The sequence below is a fragment of the Pseudomonas sp. Q1 genome, assembly GCF_009935975.1.
Taxonomy (GTDB): Bacteria; Pseudomonadota; Gammaproteobacteria; order Pseudomonadales; family Pseudomonadaceae; genus Aquipseudomonas; species Aquipseudomonas palleroniana.
Genome location: NZ_QODI01000019.1, coordinates 68,051 through 87,396 on the forward strand (window position 1 = coordinate 68,051; position 19,346 = coordinate 87,396).

Consider the following 19,346-nt stretch of genomic DNA (forward strand, 5'->3'; position numbering starts at 1 on the left):
CCGTGAGCCTAGCCCCTGTTCAAGCGCCACAGAATGTCAAAGATCAGGTCAGTGCTGCCGAATGGCAGACCCGTGTCGACCTGGCGGCTTGCTATCGCCTGGTGGCGTTGCATGGCTGGGATGATCTGATCTTCACGCATATTTCGGCCAAGGTGCCGGGCACCGATGATTTCCTGATCAACCCGTACGGGCTGATGTTCCACGAAATCACCGCGTCGAGCCTGGTCAAAGTCGACCAGGCCGGCAACAAGCGGATGGACAGCCCCTACGAGATCAACCCCGCGGGCTACACCATCCACAGTGCCATTCATGAAGTGCGCCACGACGTGGTGTGCGTGTTGCACACCCACACTGCGGCCGGTGTTGCCGTCGCTGCGCAGAAGCAGGGCGTGTTGCCCATCAGCCAGCAATCGTTGTTCGTATTGTCGAGCCTGGCGTATCACGCCTATGAAGGTGTGGCGCTGAACCACGAGGAAAAGGCCCGCCTGCAGGCCGACCTGGGCGAGAACAATTTCCTGATGCTGCACAACCACGGTCTGCTCACCTGCGGCAGCAGCATTGCCGACACCTTCCTGATGATGTTCACCTTCCAGCGCGCCTGCGATATCCAGGTCCTGGCGCAAAACGGCGGCGCCGAATTGATTGCCATCGAGCCGCAGATCCTTGCCGGGGCCAAGGCGATGGTGGCAGCTGTCACAAAGAGCGCACAAGGTATGGGCGGTGCACTGGCCTGGCCGGCCTTGTTGCGTAAATTGGACCTGCAGGACCCTGGGTATAAAAGCTGATGCCTCTTGCCGAAATTCCCCTCAGAGCCTGGCGCAAACGTAGCCAGGAGTTCGTCTTTCGTGGCTACTCGATTCGTTATTGGGTGGCCGGGCAGGGCGAACCGCTCCTGATGATCCATGGCTTCCCCACCGGTAGCTGGGACTGGCATTACCTGTGGCAGCCCCTGGCGCAGCGCAACCTGGTGATCGCCTGCGACATGCTGGGCTTTGGCGATTCGGCCAAACCCCTGGACCACGACTATTGCCTGTTGGAGCAGGCGGATCTGCAGCAGGCATTGCTCGAACACTTGGGAATAGAGCAACCCGTGCATGTGTTGGCGCATGACTATGGCGACAGCGTCGCCCAGGAATTGCTCGCCCGCCACTACGAAGGTCGGTTTCAGATGGCCAGCTGCGTGTTCCTCAATGGCGGGCTGTTCCCGGAAACCCACCGCCCGGCCCTGGTGCAGAAATTGTTGCTCAGCCCCCTTGGCTGGATGATCGGCCGTGCCTTTGGACGCAATGCGATGGCCAACAGCTTCAACCAGATTTTTGGCCCGCACACACGGCCCAGTGAAAGCGTGCTGGATGATTCCTGGAGCCTGCTCAACTGCAACGACGGCCCGCGTATCCTGCACAAGCTGATCGCCTACATCCCGCAGCGCCGCCGCCTGCGTGAGCGCTGGGTGGGCGCGATGCAACGTGGCGAGGTGCCCCTGCGCGTGATCGATGGTGAGGTCGATCCCATCTCCGGCGCCCACATGGTGGCGCGTTATGAGCAGTTGGTGCCCCATGCCGATACGGTGTTGCTGGCCAACATCGGCCACTATCCGCAGATCGAAGCCCCCGTACAGGTGCTCAAACACTATTTGGCGTTTCGCGAGCGTATTGGCCCGTCTGAGTCGCGTGCGGCCTATTCCTGAGCGGCGCAATCATCCCGCTGCCTTATCGCGCACCATTCAGCCCCGGCCGACTTTATTGTGACCAGAGGCTGGGTGCCTGACACTCAGTCCATTGCCCATTGTCGCCAGCGGAGTTCGGTATGAGTGAATCAGTGCAGTTCCAGGATAAGGTCGTGATCGTCACCGGTGCCGGCGGTGGGTTGGGCCGGGCCCATGCGCTGCTGTTCGCTGCACATGGGGCCAGAGTATTGGTCAATGACCTGGGCGGCTCGGCCCAGGGCGAAGGCGCCAATGCCTCGGCGGCTGATCGGGTGGTGGCTGAAATCCGTGCGGCAGGCGGGATTGCCGAAGCCAACCATGACTCCGTCACCGACGGTGACAAGATCGTACAGAATGCCCTCGACGTCTTTGGCCGCATCGACGTGGTGGTGAACAACGCCGGCATCCTGCGCGACAAGACCTTCCATAAAATGGACGACAGTGATTGGGACCTGGTGTATCGGGTGCATGTCGAAGGTGCCTATAAAGTCACCCGCGCCGCCTGGCCGCATCTGCGTGAACAAGGTTACGGGCGGGTGATTTTCACCGCCTCCACTTCAGGTATCTACGGCAACTTCGGCCAGTCCAACTACGGCATGGCCAAGTTGGGTTTGTATGGCTTGACCCGCACCCTGGCGCTGGAAGGGCGCAAGAACAATATCCTGGTCAATGCCATTGCGCCCACCGGCGGCACGCGCATGACCGAAGGGCTGATCCCGCCGCAGGTGTTCGAGCGCCTCAAGCCGGAGCTGGTCAGCCCGCTGGTGGTCTACTTGGGCAGCGAGGCCTGCCAGGAAACGGCCGGGTTGTTCGAAGTGGGGGGCGGTTGGATCGGCAAAACCCGCTGGGAGCGCAGCCTCGGGGTGGGCTTTGACCCCGACGCCGGCTTCTCACCCGAGGATGTCGCGGCGCACTGGGCGCAGATCTGCGACTTTGAAGGCGCCGCGCACCCCAAGGACAATATCGAAGCCTTGAAAGAGATGATGGCCAACTTGCAGAAGTTCAGCCTCTGATCATTGTTCGAAAAATATACAATCCAACGGGGCGCTGAGGGCGCCCCGTTTTATTGGGGGCATAAAAAAGGCCGCTGCAAAAGCAGCGGCCGAAGTAAGACGTTGGATCAAGGAGCGATAAATCAACGTCGGTGAACACCTTTAACAGATTGAATATATTAGCCAATCCGTTGAAATCAGACTTTTCTCCCGAAGGTGGGAGCGGGCGGTTTGCCCTGAAAGCCCGCTTAGAATAATCCGTTGTAACGAAATGAGTAATAGCGGATCGGGACAAGGACTATTACCGGATTGGCAACAGTTGTCGGTGTGCCATCCATCCCTCTGATAACGGGTCATCTACCCGATCCATGGCCCTGCCCGCAGCCCGGCCAGAGCGGCTGTTCATCCTTTCGAGCGACAACGCGAATACCTCCTTGGTGCGCTTATCCCTCCTGGCGAGCGGCAGTAGGGTGGAGCCTTCTGTCACTCACCGGGGAAGACGCATGACAAAAACAACAATGCGCGCCATCTTCACGCCACAGGCGCTCGCCGCAGCGGTTGCACTGGGCTGCTGTGCCCAGGCCCAGGCGGTTTCGTTCAATATTGGCGAGGTCGAAGGGCAATTCGATTCTTCGCTGTCGGTCGGCGCCAGCTGGGGCATGCGCGATGCCGACAAGAAGCTGGTCGGCGTTTCCAACGGTGGGACGGGGCAGGCGTCCACCGGGGATGACGGGCGGCTGAACTTCAAAAAGGGCGAAACCTTCTCCAAGATTTTCAAAGGCATTCACGACCTGGAGCTCAAGTACGGCGACAGCGGCGTGTTCGTGCGCGGCAAGTACTGGTACGACTTCGAACTGCAAGACGAAGACCGCGAATTCAAGCCAATCAGCAATAACCACCGCGACGAGGGCGCGCGCTCTTCCGGCTATGAGTTGCTCGATGCCTTCGTGTATCACAACTACTCCATCGGCGACCTGCCGGGCGCTGTGCGCGTCGGTAAACAGGTAGTTAGCTGGGGCGAGAGTACGTTTATCGGTAACTCGATCAACAGCATCAACCCCATCGACGTCTCGGCCTTTCGCCGTCCGGGCGCTGAAATCAAGGAGGGACTGATTCCGGTCAACATGCTGTTCGCTTCCCAGAGCCTGACCAATCAACTGTCGGTGGAAGGCTTCTACCAGTTGAACTGGGAAAACACCGTGGTGGATAACTGCGGCACCTTCTTCGGCAACGACGTGGTTGCCCATGGCTGCAACAACAACTACACCGTCGGCAGCCCGGCGATCGCGCCGTTGCAGCCGGTGGCGGCGGCGTTCGGCCAGGGCTTCCAGGTCACTCGCGAAGGCGTGGTGGTGCAGCGTGCCAAAGACCGTGACGCCCGCGATGGCGGCCAGTTCGGCGCGGCGTTGCGCTGGCTGGGGGATGACACCGAATACGGCCTGTACTTCATGAACTACCACAGCCGTACGCCCACCGTAGGAACGATTACCGCCAACACCAGCCTGGCGACCATCGGGCGTATCGCCAATGCTGCCAACGCCATTGCCCCCGGCTCCGGCGCGGGGCTGGCCCAAAGCACTATGCTCGGTCGTGGCCAGTATTACCTCGACTACCCGGAAGACATCCGCCTGTACGGCGCCAGCTTCTCCACCACCTTGCCCACCGGCACGGCCTGGACCGGAGAGATCAGCTACCGCCCCAACGCACCGGTGCAACTCAACACCACCGATTTGACCCTGGCGCTGGTCAACCCGATTGCCGGTAATACCGCTTCGCCGATCCGCAGCTCGTTCGGCTCTGACAACTCAGGCTACCGCCGCAAGGAAATCACCCAGATCCAAAGCACCATGACCCAGTTCTTCGACCAGGTGCTGGGCGCCGAACGCCTGACCCTGGTGGGTGAGGCGGCGTTCGTGCACGTCGGCGGCCTGGAAGCCAAAACCAAGCTGCGCTATGGCCGCGACTCGGTATTCGGTGCCTACGGGTTCCAGGGCGATACCGACGGTTTCGTCACCGCCAACTCCTGGGGTTACCGCGCCCGGGCGATCCTGGACTACAACAACGTGTTCGCCGGGGTGAACCTCAAGCCCAACCTGTCGTGGTCCCATGACGTCAGTGGCTACGGCCCCAACGGCATTTTCAACGAAGGCGCCAAGGCGATCAGCGTCGGCGTGGATGCGGACTACCGCAACACCTATACCGCCAGCCTCAGCTACACCGACTTCTTTGGTGGCGACTACAACACCCTGACCGACCGCGACTTTATCGCCCTCAGCTTCGGCGTGAACTTCTGATCTGGTTTTAAGGAAGGACAAGAACCTATGCGTAAGCTATTTGCAGTGATGGCGCTGAGTGTATTGGCCGCCAACGTGATGGCGGCGGTGTCGCCTGAAGAAGCCGCCAAGCTGGGCACCACTCTGACCCCGGTCGGCGCCGAGAAAGCCGGCAACGCCGATGGCTCGATCCCGGCCTGGACCGGCGGCATTCCGAAAAATGCCGGAGCGGTGGACAGCAAGGGCTTCCTGGCCGACCCGTTCGCCAGTGAAAAACCGCTGTTCGTGATCACCGCAGCGACGGTGGACAAGTACAAGGACAAACTCTCCGATGGCCAGGTGGCGATGTTCAAGCGCTACCCCGAAACCTACAAGATCCCGGTGTACCCCAGCCACCGTACGGTCAACCTGCCACCGGACATCTACGAGTCGATCAAGCGCAGCGCGCTGAACGTGCACGCCATCAACGACGGCAACGGCCTGGAGAACTTCACCGGCAACCGTTACTACGCGTTCCCGATCCCCAAGAACGGCGTGGAAGTGCTGTGGAACCACATCACCCGTTACCACGGCGGTAACCTCAAGCGCATCATCACCCAGGCCACCCCGCAGACCAACGGCAGCTACACGCCGATACGCTTCGAGGAAGAGGTGGCGGTACCCCAAGCGATTCCGGATATCGACCCGGCCAAAGCGGCCAACGTGCTGAGCTTCTTCAAGCAGTCGGTGACCGCGCCGGCGCGCCTGGCGGGCAACGTGCTGCTGGTGCACGAAACCCTCGACCAGGTGAAGGAACCGCGCCTGGCCTGGATCTACAACGCCGGCCAGCGCCGCGTGCGGCGTGCACCGCAAGTGTCCTATGACGGCCCAGGCACGGCCTCCGATGGCCTGCGTACCACTGACAACTTCGACATGTTCTCCGGCGCTCCCGACCGTTATGACTGGAAGCTGATAGGCAAAAAAGAGATGTACATCCCCTACAACAGCTACAAGCTTGATTCGCCGACGCTCAAGTACGACGACATCATCAAGGCCGGGCACATCAACCAGGACCTCACCCGCTACGAACTGCACCGCGTGTGGGAAGTGGTCGGCACCGTCAAGCCGAGTGAGCGGCATATCTACGCCAAGCGCCACATGTACATCGACGAAGACAGTTGGCAAGTCGCACTGGTGGACCACTATGACGGCCGTGGCCAGCTGTGGCGTGTCGCCGAAGGCCATGCGCAGTTCTACTACGACCACCAGGTGCCGGCCTATACCGTGGAAACCCTGTACGACATCATCGCCGGGCGCTACATCGCCTTGGGCATGAAGAACGAGGAGAAGAGCAGCTTCGTGTTCGGCTTTGCGGCCAAGGCTGCGGATTACACTCCGGCGGCGTTGAGGTCCGAGGGCGTTCGATAATGCCTGTTTGAAACGCAATAAAAATGTGGGAGGGGGCAAACCCCTCCCACATTGGGTTTTATGCATGCCCGTCAATCAGTGTGCTGAATACTTCTTCAATAACCCCTCACCACAGGACTAGGGTAGGCCCCAGATCGCATAACAATAAAAAAGCAGGATGCAGCAATGACTGCCATGACACGCTGCCTGGACCGTCCTGGATTCATGCCCCGGCTGTCCGCCCATCATCTGTTGCGACCACGCCTGGCCGAGCCGTTGCTGGCCGCGTCGGCCCGGGTGAAGCTGCTGTGCGCGCCCGGTGGCAGCGGCAAAAGTGCGCTGCTGGCCGAGTGTGCCTTGCAGGCGCCGGCAGGCTGCCAGGTCTATTGGCTGCCCCTCAATGGCGCCGCGCTCACACCCTTGGAGTTCTGCCGGCGGTTGGCGCAGAACCTGGGCCTGCCCTTTAGCGACGAAGCTACCTTGTTGCTCGACCTTGGCCGCTGGCAGCCGCCGGGTTGGGTGTTCCTCGACGATTTTTGCCGTGTGCCCGCGCCCGAACTGGACGCCTTGCTTGACCGCCTGCTCAGCGCCGCCAGCCCGGCACTCACTTGGTGGCTGGGCGTACGGCGGCGCCCAGCGTGCAACTGGCCACGCCTGCTGCTCGACGATGAACTGTGGGAGTGCCACGAGCTGCTGTTCAGCCCAGCGGAAATCCAGCGATTGCTCGGCGCCGGGCCTACCCTCGAGCGTGTGATGCAGTTCAGTGGCGGATGGTGCGCTGGGGTGCGCATCGCCTTGCTTGGCGACGGTCATCCCGACAAGACCTTGCTCGACTACCTGCAACATGAGCTATTCAGCACCCTGCCTGCTGAATTGGCCGAAGCCTGGCGCGTGCTGGCCCACATGCCACGCTTCAATCCGGGGTTGTGTGAGCACCTGTTCGGCTTCGGTGACGGTGACCGCTACCTGCGCGAGTTGCAGGCCCTCGGTGCGTTTATCCAGCCCTGGGAAGACACCCCGGACTGGCTGCAGGTATTTCCGCCTTTGGCGCGACTGCTGCGTGAGACGCCCTGGCCGGCCAAGCGCTCCTGGCATCGACGCGCCTGCCAGTGGTTCAGCGCAGAAAGCGACTGGCAAGCCGCCTTTGAACAGGCGCTGCAGGCCGAAGAGTACGAAGTGGCGGTGAGCCTGTTGCAGCATTTCAGTTTCGAGGATTTGTTCCGCGGGGAAAACGCCGTGCTGTTGTTGCGCCTGCATGAGCAGCACGGGGATGAATTGCTGTTGGGCTCGGCGCAACGGGTCGGGCTGATGACGGCTGCCTTGCTGTTTGCCGGCCGCTTTGAACAAGCAGGCGTGTGTATCGACCAACTCGCACGGTTTACGCCGCAGCCGACGGCGGCGCAACAGTGCCATTTGCTGGCCCGCTGGCAGGCCCAATGGGGCTGGCTGTTGCATTTGGGCGGCGATGCCGAGCGCTCCCGCGGGCATTTTCTGGAAGCCCTGCAAGCCTTGCCCGACAGCGCTTGGACCTCACGCCTGATGTGCCTGTCGGGCCTGACCCAGCAAGCCTTGCTGCGCGGCGAACTGGACGTGGCTCAAGCCTTGAATCGTGAAGCCCTGTGCCTGGCCCGTGCCCATGGCTCGCTGATCCTGGAGGCCCTGCTTGAGCTGGACCACGCTCAATTGCTGGAGCAGCGCGGTGCGCCCTATCGGGCCCAGAGCCTGCTGGAGACGGTACAGGCCATGCTGGTTCGCCAGCGGCTCAAGGCCGGGCCACTGGCCGGGCGTATCGCCCTGCGACGTGGGCACCTGGCGTTGCGCCAAGGGCATGACGTGCTGGCGACCGAGTGTTTCACCGAAGGGTTGAACCTGTGCCTGCACAGCCACGACAAGCGCGTGCTGTATGGATTTCTCGGCTTGGCGTTGCTGGCGGCCAACCATGGCGATTACGCCCAGGCCTTTATCCAGTTGCGTGACGCAGAACGGCTGATGCAGCAACGCCATGTGCCGGACACGGTCTACCGCGCCGTGCTGTTGTTGGTCAGCGGGCATTTCTGGTTGCAGCAGGGGCGTGCCGAACTGACGGTAGAGGCGGTGCGTCGGGTATTGCGTCACTTTCGTGGCCCCCAGGCGCGCCAGGCGCCGCCGGCCACCCTGGAACTGGTGCCGCGCCTGGAGTACCTGCTGGTGCTGGCCGAGGTCAAGCTGGGGTGCGCCGATCACCCCATCGCACGCCTCAATGCGCTGCTCGAGACCACTCGCCAGCGCGGCATGCTGTGCCTGGAAACCGAGTTGCACCTGGTACTGGGTGAAGTGGCCTGGCAGTTGGGCGACCCGGCGCTGGCCCGCCATGCGCTGCAAATCGGGCAGGCCCTGGCGCAGCGTTGCCAGGTGCAGCAGGCGCTGCGCGAGCTGCGTTTGCGCTCGCCTGGGCTGTTGAGCGAATTGGGCCTGGAGGCGCCAGTGTCACCAGCGGGCGCGGCGGATAACCCCCTGAGTCAGCGTGAGCTGGAAGTGTTGCAGTTGATCGCCCTGGGCAACTCCAACCTGGAAATCGCCGACCGACTGTTTATTTCCCTGCACACCGTCAAGACCCATGCCCGGCGTATCCATAGCAAACTGGGCGTGGAGCGACGAACCCAAGCGGTGGCCAAGGCCAAGACCTTGGGCTTGATGGCCTAGCTGCGCAAGGCCTGGCGGTATTCACCGGGCGTGGCGCCCAGGGCCTGGCGAAAACGATGGGTGAAGTGGCTGGCGCTGGAGAAGCCGCACATCCAGGCGATCTCACCCAAGGGCAACCCGCCGCCGCGCAGAAAAGCTTGCGCACGCGCCAGGCGTCGCGCCAAGAGATACTGATGGGGCGGCAGGCCGAAACTCTGGCGGAACATCCGCGCAAAATGGTATTCCGACAGCGCACACAGCCCGGCCAGCTGGCCCAGGCTGATCGGGTCTTGCAGATGCTGGTCGATGTACTCGATCAACAACCGGCGCTGATGGGCCGCCAGCCCGCCTTTCAACCGCAGCCCGTCGCGTGCGCCAACCTGGCTGAGCAGGGTGTGGCTGAGCATTTCATGGGCCAGGCTGCTGGTCAGCAGGCGTTCGCCGGGTTCATGCCAGTTAAGGGCGATCAAGCGGTGAAAGCGGCGGGCCTGGGCGGCATCTTCCAGAAAGGTGCTTTCGCGCAGTTGCAGCGTGCGTGGCTCACGGTCAAGCAAGGTGACGCAGCCCAGGGCAAATTGCTCCGCGCTGAAATACACATGGGCCAGGCGAATTTCGCCGTTGATCACCCAGGCCGACTGATGCTCGGCGGGCAGGATGCACAGCTTGTCCGGCCCGCCCTTGGTGCCCGGCTGGTCACGCCGGAACGTGCCGGTGCCGCCGCCTATGTAGCAAGACAGGGTGTGATGGTCGGGCGCCTGGTAATCCTGGGCATCGTGGTGGTTGCTCCACAAGGCCGCGGACAAACCGTCACCGAGCTCGGCGCAGGCTTCCAGGCGTGCGTTGGGCGAGCGGTTAAGGGACTGAAAGACCTGCAGCGATTCCAGGGTTGGCATGGCGTGTTCTCCGACGCCTTGCATCCTACTCCGGGTGGTCGGCGCTGTGATCCCACCGCCCGACAAAAGCGCAAGAATGTGCAAGCGCAGTTGCCAGGGAGGCGGCGACACTGTGGCTCAATCGACGGAGCCCGCTATGAACCTTTTCCTGTATTTACTCACGGTGCTGATCTGGGGCACTACCTGGATCGCCCTCAAATGGCAGTTGGGCGTAGTGGCGATTCCGGTGTCGATCGTCTATCGCTTCGGCCTGGCGGCGTTGGTGTTGTTCGCGCTGTTGCTGCTCAGCCGCAAGCTGCAGGTGATGAACCGGCGCGGGCACCTGATTTGCCTGGCCCAGGGGGTGTGCCTGTTCTGCGTCAACTTCATGTGTTTTCTCACCGCCAGCCAGTGGATTCCCAGCGGGTTGGTGGCGGTGGTGTTTTCCACGGCCACGCTGTGGAACGCCTTGAATGCCCGGGTGTTCTTCGGCCAACGGGTCGCGCGTAACGTATTGATGGGCGGCGCGCTTGGGTTGCTGGGCCTGGGCCTGCTGTTCTGGCCGGAGCTGGTCGGGCATACCGCCAGCCCGCAGACCTTGCTCGGCCTGGGCCTGGCGTTGCTCGGCACGATGTGTTTTTCGGCGGGCAATATGTTGTCGAGCCTGCAGCAAAAGGCCGGGCTCAAGCCGTTGACCACCAATGCCTGGGGCATGGCGTATGGCTCGGCGATGCTGGCGACCTACTGTGCCGTGCGCGGTATCCCATTCGATATGGATTGGAGTGCGCGTTACATCGGCGCGCTGGGGTACCTGGTGATTCCAGGTTCGGTGATCGGCTTTACCGCCTACCTCACGCTAGTCGGCCGCATGGGGCCGGAGCGCGCGGCGTATTGCACGGTGCTGTTCCCGGTGGTGGCGCTGAACGTGTCGGCGTTTGCCGAGGGCTATCAATGGACCGCGCCGGCGCTGATGGGGTTGGTGTTGGTGATGTTGGGCAATGTGCTGGTATTCAGAAAGCCCAAGCCGACATTGACTCCAGCGCGCGCCACTGCTTGAAGTAGTGAGCGGGCTTGCCCCGCGCTGGGGGGCGCAGCCGCCCCAAACCCAGGCACCTCGGTCCTCCTGAAATACCGCGGCGTCTTTGTTGGGGCGGCTTCGCCCCCCAGCGCGGGGCAAGCCCGCTCACTACGGTTTGAGGCCCAGGCGTTTGGCCAGGCGGCCCAGGTTGGCGCGGTCCAGGCCCAGTTCGCGGGCGGCGCCGGCCCAGTTGTGCTGGTGGCGCTCCAGGCAGGCGCTGATCAGCTGGCGCTGATAATGCTCGGTGGCCTGGCGCAGGTCGCCAGTCACCGTGGGGGCCGTTGCGGGTGGCGTTTCGACCTCAGGTGGCGTGCTGATGTCGGGCAAGTCCAGGTCCTGGGCACTCAGGCTCAGGATCTTCGGGCGTTCGCGACAGTTGCCCAGGGCCTTCAGGGCGCTGCGTCCGATCAAATGCTCCAGCTCGCGTACATTGCCCGGCCAGTTGTAGGCCAACAGCGCCGCCTGCGCGTCGCTGCTCAGGCGCAGGCTGCCCAGGCCCATGCGCGAGCGGTTCTGCTCCAGGAAGAACCCCGCCAACAGCAGCACATCGCGGCCACGCTCGCGCAACGCCGGCACTTGTAGCGGGTACACGCTCAGGCGGTGGTAGAAGTCGGCGCGGTAACGGCCATTGCGCACTTCTTCGGCCAGGTCGCGGTTGGTGGCGGCGATCAGGCGCACATCCACCTGGTGCTCTTTGTCCGAGCCCAGGCGCTGCAACTGGCCGCTCTGCAGTACGCGCAGCAGTTTGGCTTGTACGCTCAGCGACAATTCGCCCACTTCGTCCAGAAACAAGGTGCCGCCATTGGCCAGCTCGAACTTGCCCCGGCGCTCGTTCAACGCGCCGGTGAAGGCACCGCGCACATGGCCGAACAGTTCGCTCTCCACCAGGGTCTCCGGCAGTGCCGCGCAGTTGAGGCTGATCAGCGGTTTTTCGGCGCGCTGCGAGGCAGCGTGGAGGGCTTGCGCGACCAACTCCTTGCCCACCCCGGTTTCGCCGGTGATCAGCACGGTCAGGTCGCTGCTGCCCACCAGCTTGATTTCCTCCTCCAGGCGCCTGTGGGCCTTGCTCTGGCCGATCATTTCCTTGTGCTGCTGGCCGCTGGCCTGACGATAAATCTCGGCGCGCTGGTGCTCATCTTCGGCACGCAGGGCCAGGTGTTCGATACGTGCGGCGACGTTGACGGTGGCGGCCGCGAGGCTGGCGAAGGCTTGCAGGGCATCCAGTTCGACGCGCTCGAAGCGCTCGGTATCCAGGGCGTCGAGGGTCAGCAGGCCCCAGGGGTGATCGTCGACAAACAGCGGGCATCCCATGCAGTCGTGCACTTGCAGATGCCCATGCACGCCATCGACCAGGCCGTCGTAAGGGTCGGGCAGTTCGCTGTCGCTGTCGAAGCGGGTCGGGCCGGGGCTGCTCAACAGCACGGCAAAGCGCGGGTGTTCGCTGACCTTGAAACGCCGCCCGAGGGTATCGGGGCTCAAGCCGTCGACCGCCAAGGGCACCAGCCATTCGCCGTCCAGGCGCAGCAACGCGGCGGCATCGCACGGCAGCAGGGCGCGCATGGCTTGTAGCAAGCGGCGGTAGCGCTCGCCCTCAGGCAGCTCGCGGGACAAGTCGGCGACCAGAGGCAGCAGGGTCGTGAGCAACGATTGCGCAGTCATAATGACTCCTTGTAGTCCTTATGACTATAAGTTGTAGGAGGTCATACTGACTACAAAATATTTAACTCATTGAAAAATAACCAATAAAAAGTTGGCACGAATGCTGAGTAGGTAAGGGTAATCAGTAAGAAGACCCAGGAGTCAGCCATGCTTAGTGCCCAAGACCGTGCCATCGTGAAATCCACTGTGCCCCTGCTGGAAAGCGGCGGCGAAGCCCTGATTACGCATTTCTATCGCATGATGCTCAGCGAATACCCGCAGGTTCGCCCATTGTTCAACCAGGCCCACCAAGCCAGCGGCGACCAACCTCGGGCTTTGGCCAACGGCGTGTTGATGTACGCACGGCATATCGACCAGTTGGACCAACTGGGCGACCTGGTGGCGAAGATCATCAACAAGCATGTGGCCTTGCAGATTCTGCCGGAACACTACCCGATCGTCGGTGGCTGCTTGCTGCGCGCCATCGCCGAGGTGCTGGGCAGCGAGATCGCCACCCCTGAAGTGCTCAGTGCCTGGGGGGCGGCTTATGGCCAGTTGGCGGACATCCTGATCGGCGCCGAAGCCGCCATCTACGACGAGAAAGCCCAGGCCCCGGGCGGCTGGCGCGGTGCGCGGCCGTTTATCCTGGTCAAACGGGTGGAGGAGAGCGATGAGATCAGCTCCTTCTATTTCGCCCCGGCGGATAACGGCCCGATCCTGGCGGCCGCACCTGGGCAATACATCGGCATGAAGCTGTTGCTCGACGGCGAGGAAGTGCGCCGCAACTATTCCCTGTCGGCCCTGACCGATAAGGGCCTGTACCGTATCAGCGTCAAGCGTGAAGCCAATGGGCGGGTCTCCAATTACCTGCATGACCAGATGCACGTCGGCGCGACTATCGAGCTGTTCCCGCCGGCGGGTGAGTTCACCCTGGCGGCCAGCGACAAGCCGCTGGTGCTGATCAGCGGCGGGGTGGGTATCACACCGACCTTGCCGATGCTCGAAGCGGCCCTGGCGACAGCGCGGCCGGTGCATTTTATTCACTGTGCGCGTAACGGCGGGGTGCATGCGTTTCGCGACTGGGTGGATGGCCTGGCTGCCCAACATCCCCAGCTCAAGCGCTTTTACTGCTATGCCGAGGATGACGGCGTGAGCGCGGCGGCGGACAAAGTCGGCATGCTGACCCGCGAGCAACTGGCGGCGTGGTTGCCTGAGCAGCGTGATGTGGATGCCTACTTCCTGGGGCCTAAAGGTTTCATGGCGGCGATCAAGCGTCACCTCAAGGCATTGGGTGTGCCGGAGAAGCAAAGCCGCTATGAATTCTTCGGCCCGGCGGCGGCGCTGGAGTAATTTCGCGGGAACAACGCTGTTCAATGTGTGGGAGGGGGCAAGCCCCTCCCACATTTGGATCTCTATTTGCCCAGATTAATCTGCTGTTAACCCTTGTCTGTTTAAACCACTCCCTGTGTGTAAACTTGCGGCCATTGGCACAACGACAAAGGGAAACGGGGATGAGTGACGAATTGCGTTTAGGCAGGGAGCGACGCTTTCTGGTGTTGCTGGGCATCATCTGCCTGGCGCTGATCGGCGGGGCGCTGTACATGCAAGTGGTGCTGGGCGAGGCGCCGTGCCCGCTGTGCATCCTGCAACGCTATGCCTTGCTGTTGATCGCGGTGTTCGCGTTCATCGGTGCAGCCATGCGTACCAAGGGCGCGCTCACGTTCTTCGAAGGGTTGGTCGTACTCAGTGCGCTGGGTGGCGTCGCCGCCGCGGGGCATCATGTGTACACCCAGTTGTTCCCCGAGGTCAGCTGCGGTGTGGATGTATTGCAGCCGATTGTCGATGAACTGCCGCTGGCCAAGGTGTTCCCGCTGGGTTTCCAGGTCGATGGCTTTTGCAGCACGCCGTACCCGCCGATCCTCGGCCTGTCCCTGGCGCAATGGGCACTGGTGGCGTTCGTGCTGACGGTGATCCTGGTGCCTCTGGGCATTTACCGTAACCGTCAACGCAACCACTGAGTCGCTGACGAAAACGCCCCGGTCCTTCTTGAAGGAAGGCCGGGGCGTTTTGCTTTGTAGGGATTTTGTGAAACTGCCGTGACAAGGAGCAATTTCAGGTGCGCGCAGTGTGCGACATGTTGTCACACGGAGGCTGTCGCAGGACGTTTCCGAGCCGTGCCACAGGCCATTAAATTTGCGCCAAACGCGCAAATTGTGCTGTCAATTCGTGGCGTGTAAGACCGCGCAAAGCGTGCAGTGTTCCAGTGCCGGAGCAGTCTGCGAATGCCTTGTTTTATGGGCACTTGCTCGCGTTTGGCATGCCCTTACAGGCTGTAAGGGATGTGGCCCTTTGCCCAATAACACGGCAATTTTTGTGGTTTTTGTTGAGAATCGAACGCGATAAGATCGCGAACCGTTGCAAGAATGGTGAAGGATTATTGCTGTAATCGATAAAAATTATTTCTTTATAAGACATGGTTTATACATCGCTAGCTAACTACAATCGCCCGCACTGAATGTCCGGTGCTGTTCAATATTTGAGCATTGGAGCGGTCGAGGAGCAGATGGAAGGCTCTGTGCGACCCCAGGTTCCGGCAGCCTTTCAACTATCCGCACCAAATGGAATTGGTCTGTAACAAGGCCTTTAACCACGAAATCGAATAAGAACTCACTGCAGGTCCGTGAAACGTACATATATGACGTGATGGGCAGGCTCTTATTCAATCGAAGAGAAATGCCAACCCTTGGCAGGGTGAAGTGTTGGCGATCAAAACCCAACTGCATTGCGCAAGCTGCTTTAGAGGTCGTGAGATGAGTAAAAACAGGTACCCCCGATTACTAGGCTTTTTGCCGCTGCTTGGCATGTTGTTAATGCTGGGAGGCTGCAAGTGGACCTTGCTCGACCCAAAAGGACAGGTCGGTCTGGATGAACGAAACCTGATCATCACCGCCACCCTGCTGATGCTGCTGGTCGTGGTTCCTGTGATCATCATGACCTTCGCCTTCGCCTGGAAATACCGCGCGTCGAACACCAGCGCCACCTACGCGCCGAAGTGGTCGCACTCCACCAAGATCGAAATCGCGGTGTGGCTGGTCCCGATCCTCATCATCATTGCCCTGGGTTATGTGACCTACAAGTCCACCCACGCACTGGACCCATACCGTCCGCTGGAATCCGACGCCAAGCCGATCAACATCGAAGTGGTCGCGCTGGACTGGAAGTGGCTGTTCATCTACCCGGACCTGGGTATCGCCACCGTCAACAAGATCGTATTCCCGGAGCACACCCCGGTTAACTTCAAGATCACCTCCGACGCCGTGATGAACTCGTTCTTCATCCCAGCCCTGGGCGGTCAGATCTACGCGATGGCAGGCATGCAGACCAAGCTGCACCTGATCGCCAACCAGAAAGCTGAAATGGAAGGCATCTCCGCCAACTACAGCGGTGCTGGCTTCACCGGCATGAAATTCAAAGCGATCTCGACGAGCCAGGAAGATTTCAACGCCTGGGTAGCCGAAGTCAAGGCCGCACCTAAACAGCTTGATCAAGCTGAATACGACGCCCTGGCCAAACCAAGCCAGAACAACCCAGTCGCTCTGTACTCCGCGTATGAGCCGAACCTGTTTCAGAAAATCGTCGACAAGTACGAAGGTATGAAGCCAGGCAAGCCGGTCAAGCACGAGAAGAAAGAAGTGGCCGTGGTTGAAGGTGCTGACACGGGCTCGCATTCAACTGCTGGGGCAGAGGAGTAAACGATGTTTGGTAAATTAAGTTGGGATGCGGTCCCGTTCCACGAGCCGATCGTGATGGTGACCATCGCCATGATCGCGCTGGGTGGTCTGGCACTGGTTGCAGGTATCACGTACTTCAAGAAGTGGTCCTACCTGTGGACCGAATGGCTGACTTCGGTCGACCACAAGAAAATCGGCGTCATGTACGTCATCGTTGCCATGGTCATGCTGCTGCGTGGTTTTGCCGACGCCATCATGATGCGTACCCAGTTGGCCATGGCCACCGAGGGTTCGCCTGGCTACCTGCCACCTGAACACTATGACCAGATCTTCACCGCTCACGGTGTGATCATGATCATCTTCATGGCGATGCCATTCTTCACCGGCTTGATGAACCTTGCCTTGCCGCTGCAGATCGGTGCGCGTGACGTTGCCTACCCGTTCCTGAACTCCCTGAGCTTCTGGCTGCTGGTTTCCGGCGTGGTGCTGATCAACGTTTCCCTGGGCGTCGGCGAATTCGCCAAGACCGGTTGGGTTGCGTATCCGCCATTGTCGGGCATTCAGTACAGTCCGGGCGTGGGTGTGGACTACTACATCTGGGCGCTACAGCTTTCAGGGCTCGGGACGACGCTGACGGGGGTCAACTTCCTGGCCACCGTCCTGAAAATGCGCGCCCCTGGCATGAAACTGATGGACATGCCGATCTTCACCTGGACCTGCACCTGGGCAAACGTCCTGATCGTGGCTTCGTTCCCGATCCTGGCCGCTACCATGGCGCTGCTGTCGCTTGACCGTTACCTGGATTTCCACATTTTCACCAACGAACTTGGTGGCAATCCAATGATGTACGTGAACCTGTTCTGGGCATGGGGTCACCCTGAGGTGTACATCCTGATCCTGCCGGCGTTCGGTATCTTCTCCGAAGTGATCTCGACCTTTACCGGCAAGCGCCTGTTCGGTCACCACTCGATGGTCTACGCTTCCGGCGCGATCTCGATCCTGGGCTTCATGGTTTGGCTGCACCACTTCTTCACCATGGGTTCGGGTGCCAGCGTCAACGCCTTCTTCGGCCTGGCAACGATGCTGATTTCCATCCCGACGGGGGTGAAGCTGTTCAACTGGCTGTTCACCATCTATCACGGTCGTCTGCGCATGACCAGCCAGGTTCTGTGGACCCTGGGCTTCATGGTGACCTTCGCCATCGGCGGCATGACCGGCGTACTGCTGGCCATTCCGGGTGCTGACTTCGTACTGCACAACAGCCTGTTCGTGATCGCTCACTTCCACAACGTGATCATCGGTGGTGCGGTATTCGGCTACATCGCTGGTTTCGCCTTCTACTTCCCGAAAGCGTTCGGCTTCAAGCTGCACGAAGGCTGGGGCAAGGCTGCGTTCTGGTTCTGGATCTCGGGCTTCTTCGTTGCATTCATGCCGCTCTATGCTCTGGGCTTCATGGGCATGACCCGTCGTCTGAACGCCACTACCAACCCTGAGTGGGTGCCGTACCTGTACGTCGCCATGTTCGGTGCGGTAATGATCGCCGTGGGTATCGCCTGCCAGCTGATCCAGCTGTACGTCAGCGTGCGTGATCGCAAGCAGAACATGTGCGAATCCGGTGACCCATGGAACGGCCACACCCTGGAATGGTCGACCTCGTCGCCACCTCCGTTCTACAACTTCGCCGTGATCCCTACTGCGAACACCATTGATGCGTTCACCGAAGCCAAGGAAAACGGTACTGCGTACCAGAAGCCTAAGCACTACGAACCGATCCACATGCCAAGCAACACCGCCACTGGCGTGGTGATGGGCGGCCTGTTGACCGTATTCGGTTTCGCGATGATCTGGCACATCTGGTGGCTGGCAATCGTGAGCCTGGTCGGCACTATCGGTTACTTCATCATTCACGCTGCCCGTGATGATCAAGGCTACATGGTGCCGGTCGAGACGATCGAGCGCATCGAAGCCGAGCAGCACGCTCGCCTGGTAGCCGAGAAGAAGATTCCGGCCAACCGTGTAGAAACCTCGTTGGAACAGGCTTAAACCATGTCGAACTTAGTGACCAATGCTGGACACGCCCATGTCGATGACCATGGGCACGATGACCATCACCACGACTCGGGGCCGATGACCGTTTTCGGTTTCTGGCTCTACCTGATGACCGACTGCATCTTGTTTGCGTCGATCTTCGCGGTGTACGCGGTACTGGTAAACAACACTGCCGGTGGCCCGTCGGGCCACGACATCTTCGAACTGCCTTACGTGCTCGGCGAAACCGCCTTGCTGTTGTTCAGTTCGATCACTTACGGCTTCGCCATGTTGGCCTTCTACAAGGGCAACAAGAAAGGCGTACTGAGCTGGTTGGCACTGACCTTCCTGTTCGGCCTGGGCTTCATCGGCATGGAGATCAACGAGTTCCACCTGCTGATCTCCGAAGGCTACGGCCCGCACCGTTCCGGCTTCCTGTCCGCGTTCTTCACGCTGGTAGGTACCCACGGTCTGCACGTGTCGGCAGGTCTGCTGTGGATGGCGGTGATGATGTATCAGGTCAATAAGCACGGCCTGACCAACACCAACAAGACTCGCCTGAGCTGCCTGAGCCTGTTCTGGCACTTCCTGGACGTGGTCTGGATCTGCGTATTCACCGTTGTCTACCTGATGGGGACTCTGTAATGGCTAATGCACACTCCCATGACAGCCACGATGCAAGCCACGGCAGCGTCAAGTCTTACGCTATCGGCTTCATCCTGTCGGTCATCCTGACCCTGATCCCGTTCGGCCTGGTGATGTACCCAACCTTGCCGAAGTCGATCACCTTGATGATCGTCCTGGCGTTCGCGGTGATTCAGGTTCTGGTTCACCTGGTGTACTTCCTGCACCTGGACCGCTCTGCGGCCCAGCGTGAGAACGTGATTGCATTCGTGTTCGCAGGCCTGGTGATCGTTCTGTTGGTTGGTCTGTCGCTGTGGATCATGTTCAGCATCCACACCTACATGATGGCGAAGTGAGG

At 60.8% G+C, this 19,346-nt stretch carries 15 protein-coding genes; 13 read left to right on the forward strand and 2 right to left on the reverse strand.

The window, feature by feature from the left end; translation table 11 throughout:
- Window positions 1-2 precede the first annotated feature (2 nt).
- The 6 genes from DK870_RS25480 to DK870_RS25505 all read left to right on the forward strand — a co-directional run bounded on the left by DK870_RS25480 (window position 3) and on the right by DK870_RS25505 (window position 9,038).
- The gene (locus tag DK870_RS25480) at window positions 3-785 is read left to right on the forward strand and encodes a class II aldolase/adducin family protein (protein WP_104994782.1); all 783 of its coding nucleotides are present in this window, start codon (window positions 3-5) and stop codon (window positions 783-785) included.
- The gene (locus DK870_RS25485) at window positions 785-1,687 is read left to right on the forward strand and encodes an alpha/beta fold hydrolase (RefSeq protein ID WP_161550042.1); all 903 of its coding nucleotides are present in this window, start codon (window positions 785-787) and stop codon (window positions 1,685-1,687) included. Before DK870_RS25480 ends, DK870_RS25485 begins: the two co-directional genes overlap by 1 nt.
- 119 nt (window positions 1,688-1,806) lie before the next feature.
- Complete coding sequence (locus DK870_RS25490) at window positions 1,807-2,718, forward strand: SDR family oxidoreductase (RefSeq protein ID WP_090368613.1); 912 nt, start codon at window positions 1,807-1,809, stop codon at window positions 2,716-2,718.
- A 482-nt stretch (window positions 2,719-3,200) separates the two neighbouring features.
- Window positions 3,201-4,991 (forward strand): DUF1302 domain-containing protein, encoded by a 1,791-nt coding sequence (locus DK870_RS25495; RefSeq protein ID WP_161550043.1) that lies wholly within the window; start codon window positions 3,201-3,203, stop codon window positions 4,989-4,991.
- A 27-nt stretch (window positions 4,992-5,018) separates the two neighbouring features.
- A complete protein-coding gene (locus tag DK870_RS25500) occupies window positions 5,019-6,377 on the forward strand; it encodes a DUF1329 domain-containing protein (protein WP_104994780.1) in 1,359 nt (452 codons plus the stop codon).
- Window positions 6,378-6,542: 165 nt separating this feature from the next.
- A complete protein-coding gene (locus DK870_RS25505) occupies window positions 6,543-9,038 on the forward strand; it encodes a LuxR C-terminal-related transcriptional regulator (protein ID WP_161550044.1) in 2,496 nt (831 codons plus the stop codon).
- Here DK870_RS25505 and DK870_RS25510 read toward each other — a convergent pair.
- Window positions 9,035-9,910 (reverse strand): helix-turn-helix domain-containing protein, encoded by an 876-nt coding sequence (locus DK870_RS25510; RefSeq protein ID WP_161550045.1) that lies wholly within the window; start codon window positions 9,908-9,910, stop codon window positions 9,035-9,037. The genes DK870_RS25505 and DK870_RS25510 overlap by 4 nt on opposite strands.
- A gap of 136 nt (window positions 9,911-10,046) precedes the next feature.
- Here DK870_RS25510 and DK870_RS25515 point away from each other — a divergent pair, with 136 nt between their 5' ends.
- A complete protein-coding gene (locus tag DK870_RS25515; RefSeq protein ID WP_090368620.1) occupies window positions 10,047-10,946 on the forward strand; it encodes a DMT family transporter in 900 nt (299 codons plus the stop codon).
- 129 nt (window positions 10,947-11,075) lie between these two features.
- Here DK870_RS25515 and norR read toward each other — a convergent pair whose 3' ends face one another.
- Window positions 11,076-12,626 (reverse strand): nitric oxide reductase transcriptional regulator NorR, encoded by a 1,551-nt coding sequence (norR, locus tag DK870_RS25520; RefSeq protein WP_161550046.1) that lies wholly within the window; start codon window positions 12,624-12,626, stop codon window positions 11,076-11,078.
- A 147-nt stretch (window positions 12,627-12,773) separates the two neighbouring features.
- Here norR and hmpA point away from each other — a divergent pair, with 147 nt between their 5' ends.
- The 6 genes from hmpA (at window position 12,774) to cyoD (ending at window position 19,344) form a co-directional block, all read left to right on the forward strand.
- A complete protein-coding gene (gene hmpA / locus DK870_RS25525) occupies window positions 12,774-13,955 on the forward strand; it encodes an NO-inducible flavohemoprotein (RefSeq protein WP_060754369.1) in 1,182 nt (393 codons plus the stop codon).
- Between the two features lie 161 nt (window positions 13,956-14,116).
- Window positions 14,117-14,623: a disulfide bond formation protein B gene (locus tag DK870_RS25530; protein WP_060754368.1), complete on the forward strand. Its 507-nt coding sequence runs from the start codon at window positions 14,117-14,119 to the stop codon at window positions 14,621-14,623.
- Between the two features lie 792 nt (window positions 14,624-15,415).
- A complete protein-coding gene (gene cyoA / locus DK870_RS25535; protein WP_090368627.1) occupies window positions 15,416-16,357 on the forward strand; it encodes a ubiquinol oxidase subunit II in 942 nt (313 codons plus the stop codon).
- A gap of 3 nt (window positions 16,358-16,360) precedes the next feature.
- Window positions 16,361-18,379 carry a cytochrome o ubiquinol oxidase subunit I gene (gene cyoB / locus DK870_RS25540; protein ID WP_060754366.1) on the forward strand — a complete coding sequence of 673 codons (2,019 nt, stop codon included), beginning with the start codon at window positions 16,361-16,363 and terminating at the stop codon, window positions 18,377-18,379.
- Window positions 18,380-18,382: 3 nt separating this feature from the next.
- On the forward strand, window positions 18,383-19,009 hold the full coding sequence (locus tag DK870_RS25545; RefSeq protein WP_060754365.1) for a cytochrome o ubiquinol oxidase subunit III: 627 nt from the start codon (window positions 18,383-18,385) through the stop codon (window positions 19,007-19,009).
- The gene (cyoD, locus tag DK870_RS25550; protein WP_060754364.1) at window positions 19,009-19,344 is read left to right on the forward strand and encodes a cytochrome o ubiquinol oxidase subunit IV; all 336 of its coding nucleotides are present in this window, start codon (window positions 19,009-19,011) and stop codon (window positions 19,342-19,344) included. The genes DK870_RS25545 and cyoD overlap by 1 nt, the downstream gene beginning before the upstream one ends.
- Window positions 19,345-19,346: the final 2 nt, after the last annotated feature.

Excerpts from the sequence above, each read along its gene's own strand:
- DK870_RS25485 (WP_161550042.1), top strand. The coding sequence starts at position 785 with ATGCCTCTTGCCGAAATTCCCCTCAGAGCCTGGCGCAAACGTAGCCAG.
- DK870_RS25490 (WP_090368613.1), top strand. The coding sequence starts at position 1,807 with ATGAGTGAATCAGTGCAGTTCCAGGATAAGGTCGTGATCGTCACCGGT.
- DK870_RS25495 (WP_161550043.1), top strand. The coding sequence starts at position 3,201 with ATGACAAAAACAACAATGCGCGCCATCTTCACGCCACAGGCGCTCGCC.
- DK870_RS25500 (WP_104994780.1), top strand. The coding sequence starts at position 5,019 with ATGCGTAAGCTATTTGCAGTGATGGCGCTGAGTGTATTGGCCGCCAAC.
- DK870_RS25505 (WP_161550044.1), top strand. The coding sequence starts at position 6,543 with ATGACTGCCATGACACGCTGCCTGGACCGTCCTGGATTCATGCCCCGG.
- DK870_RS25510 (WP_161550045.1), bottom strand. The coding sequence starts at position 9,910 with ATGCCAACCCTGGAATCGCTGCAGGTCTTTCAGTCCCTTAACCGCTCG.
- DK870_RS25515 (WP_090368620.1), top strand. The coding sequence starts at position 10,047 with ATGAACCTTTTCCTGTATTTACTCACGGTGCTGATCTGGGGCACTACC.
- norR (WP_161550046.1), bottom strand. The coding sequence starts at position 12,626 with ATGACTGCGCAATCGTTGCTCACGACCCTGCTGCCTCTGGTCGCCGAC.
- hmpA (WP_060754369.1), top strand. The coding sequence starts at position 12,774 with ATGCTTAGTGCCCAAGACCGTGCCATCGTGAAATCCACTGTGCCCCTG.
- DK870_RS25530 (WP_060754368.1), top strand. The coding sequence starts at position 14,117 with ATGAGTGACGAATTGCGTTTAGGCAGGGAGCGACGCTTTCTGGTGTTG.
- cyoA (WP_090368627.1), top strand. The coding sequence starts at position 15,416 with ATGAGTAAAAACAGGTACCCCCGATTACTAGGCTTTTTGCCGCTGCTT.
- cyoB (WP_060754366.1), top strand. The coding sequence starts at position 16,361 with ATGTTTGGTAAATTAAGTTGGGATGCGGTCCCGTTCCACGAGCCGATC.
- DK870_RS25545 (WP_060754365.1), top strand. The coding sequence starts at position 18,383 with ATGTCGAACTTAGTGACCAATGCTGGACACGCCCATGTCGATGACCAT.
- cyoD (WP_060754364.1), top strand. The coding sequence starts at position 19,009 with ATGGCTAATGCACACTCCCATGACAGCCACGATGCAAGCCACGGCAGC.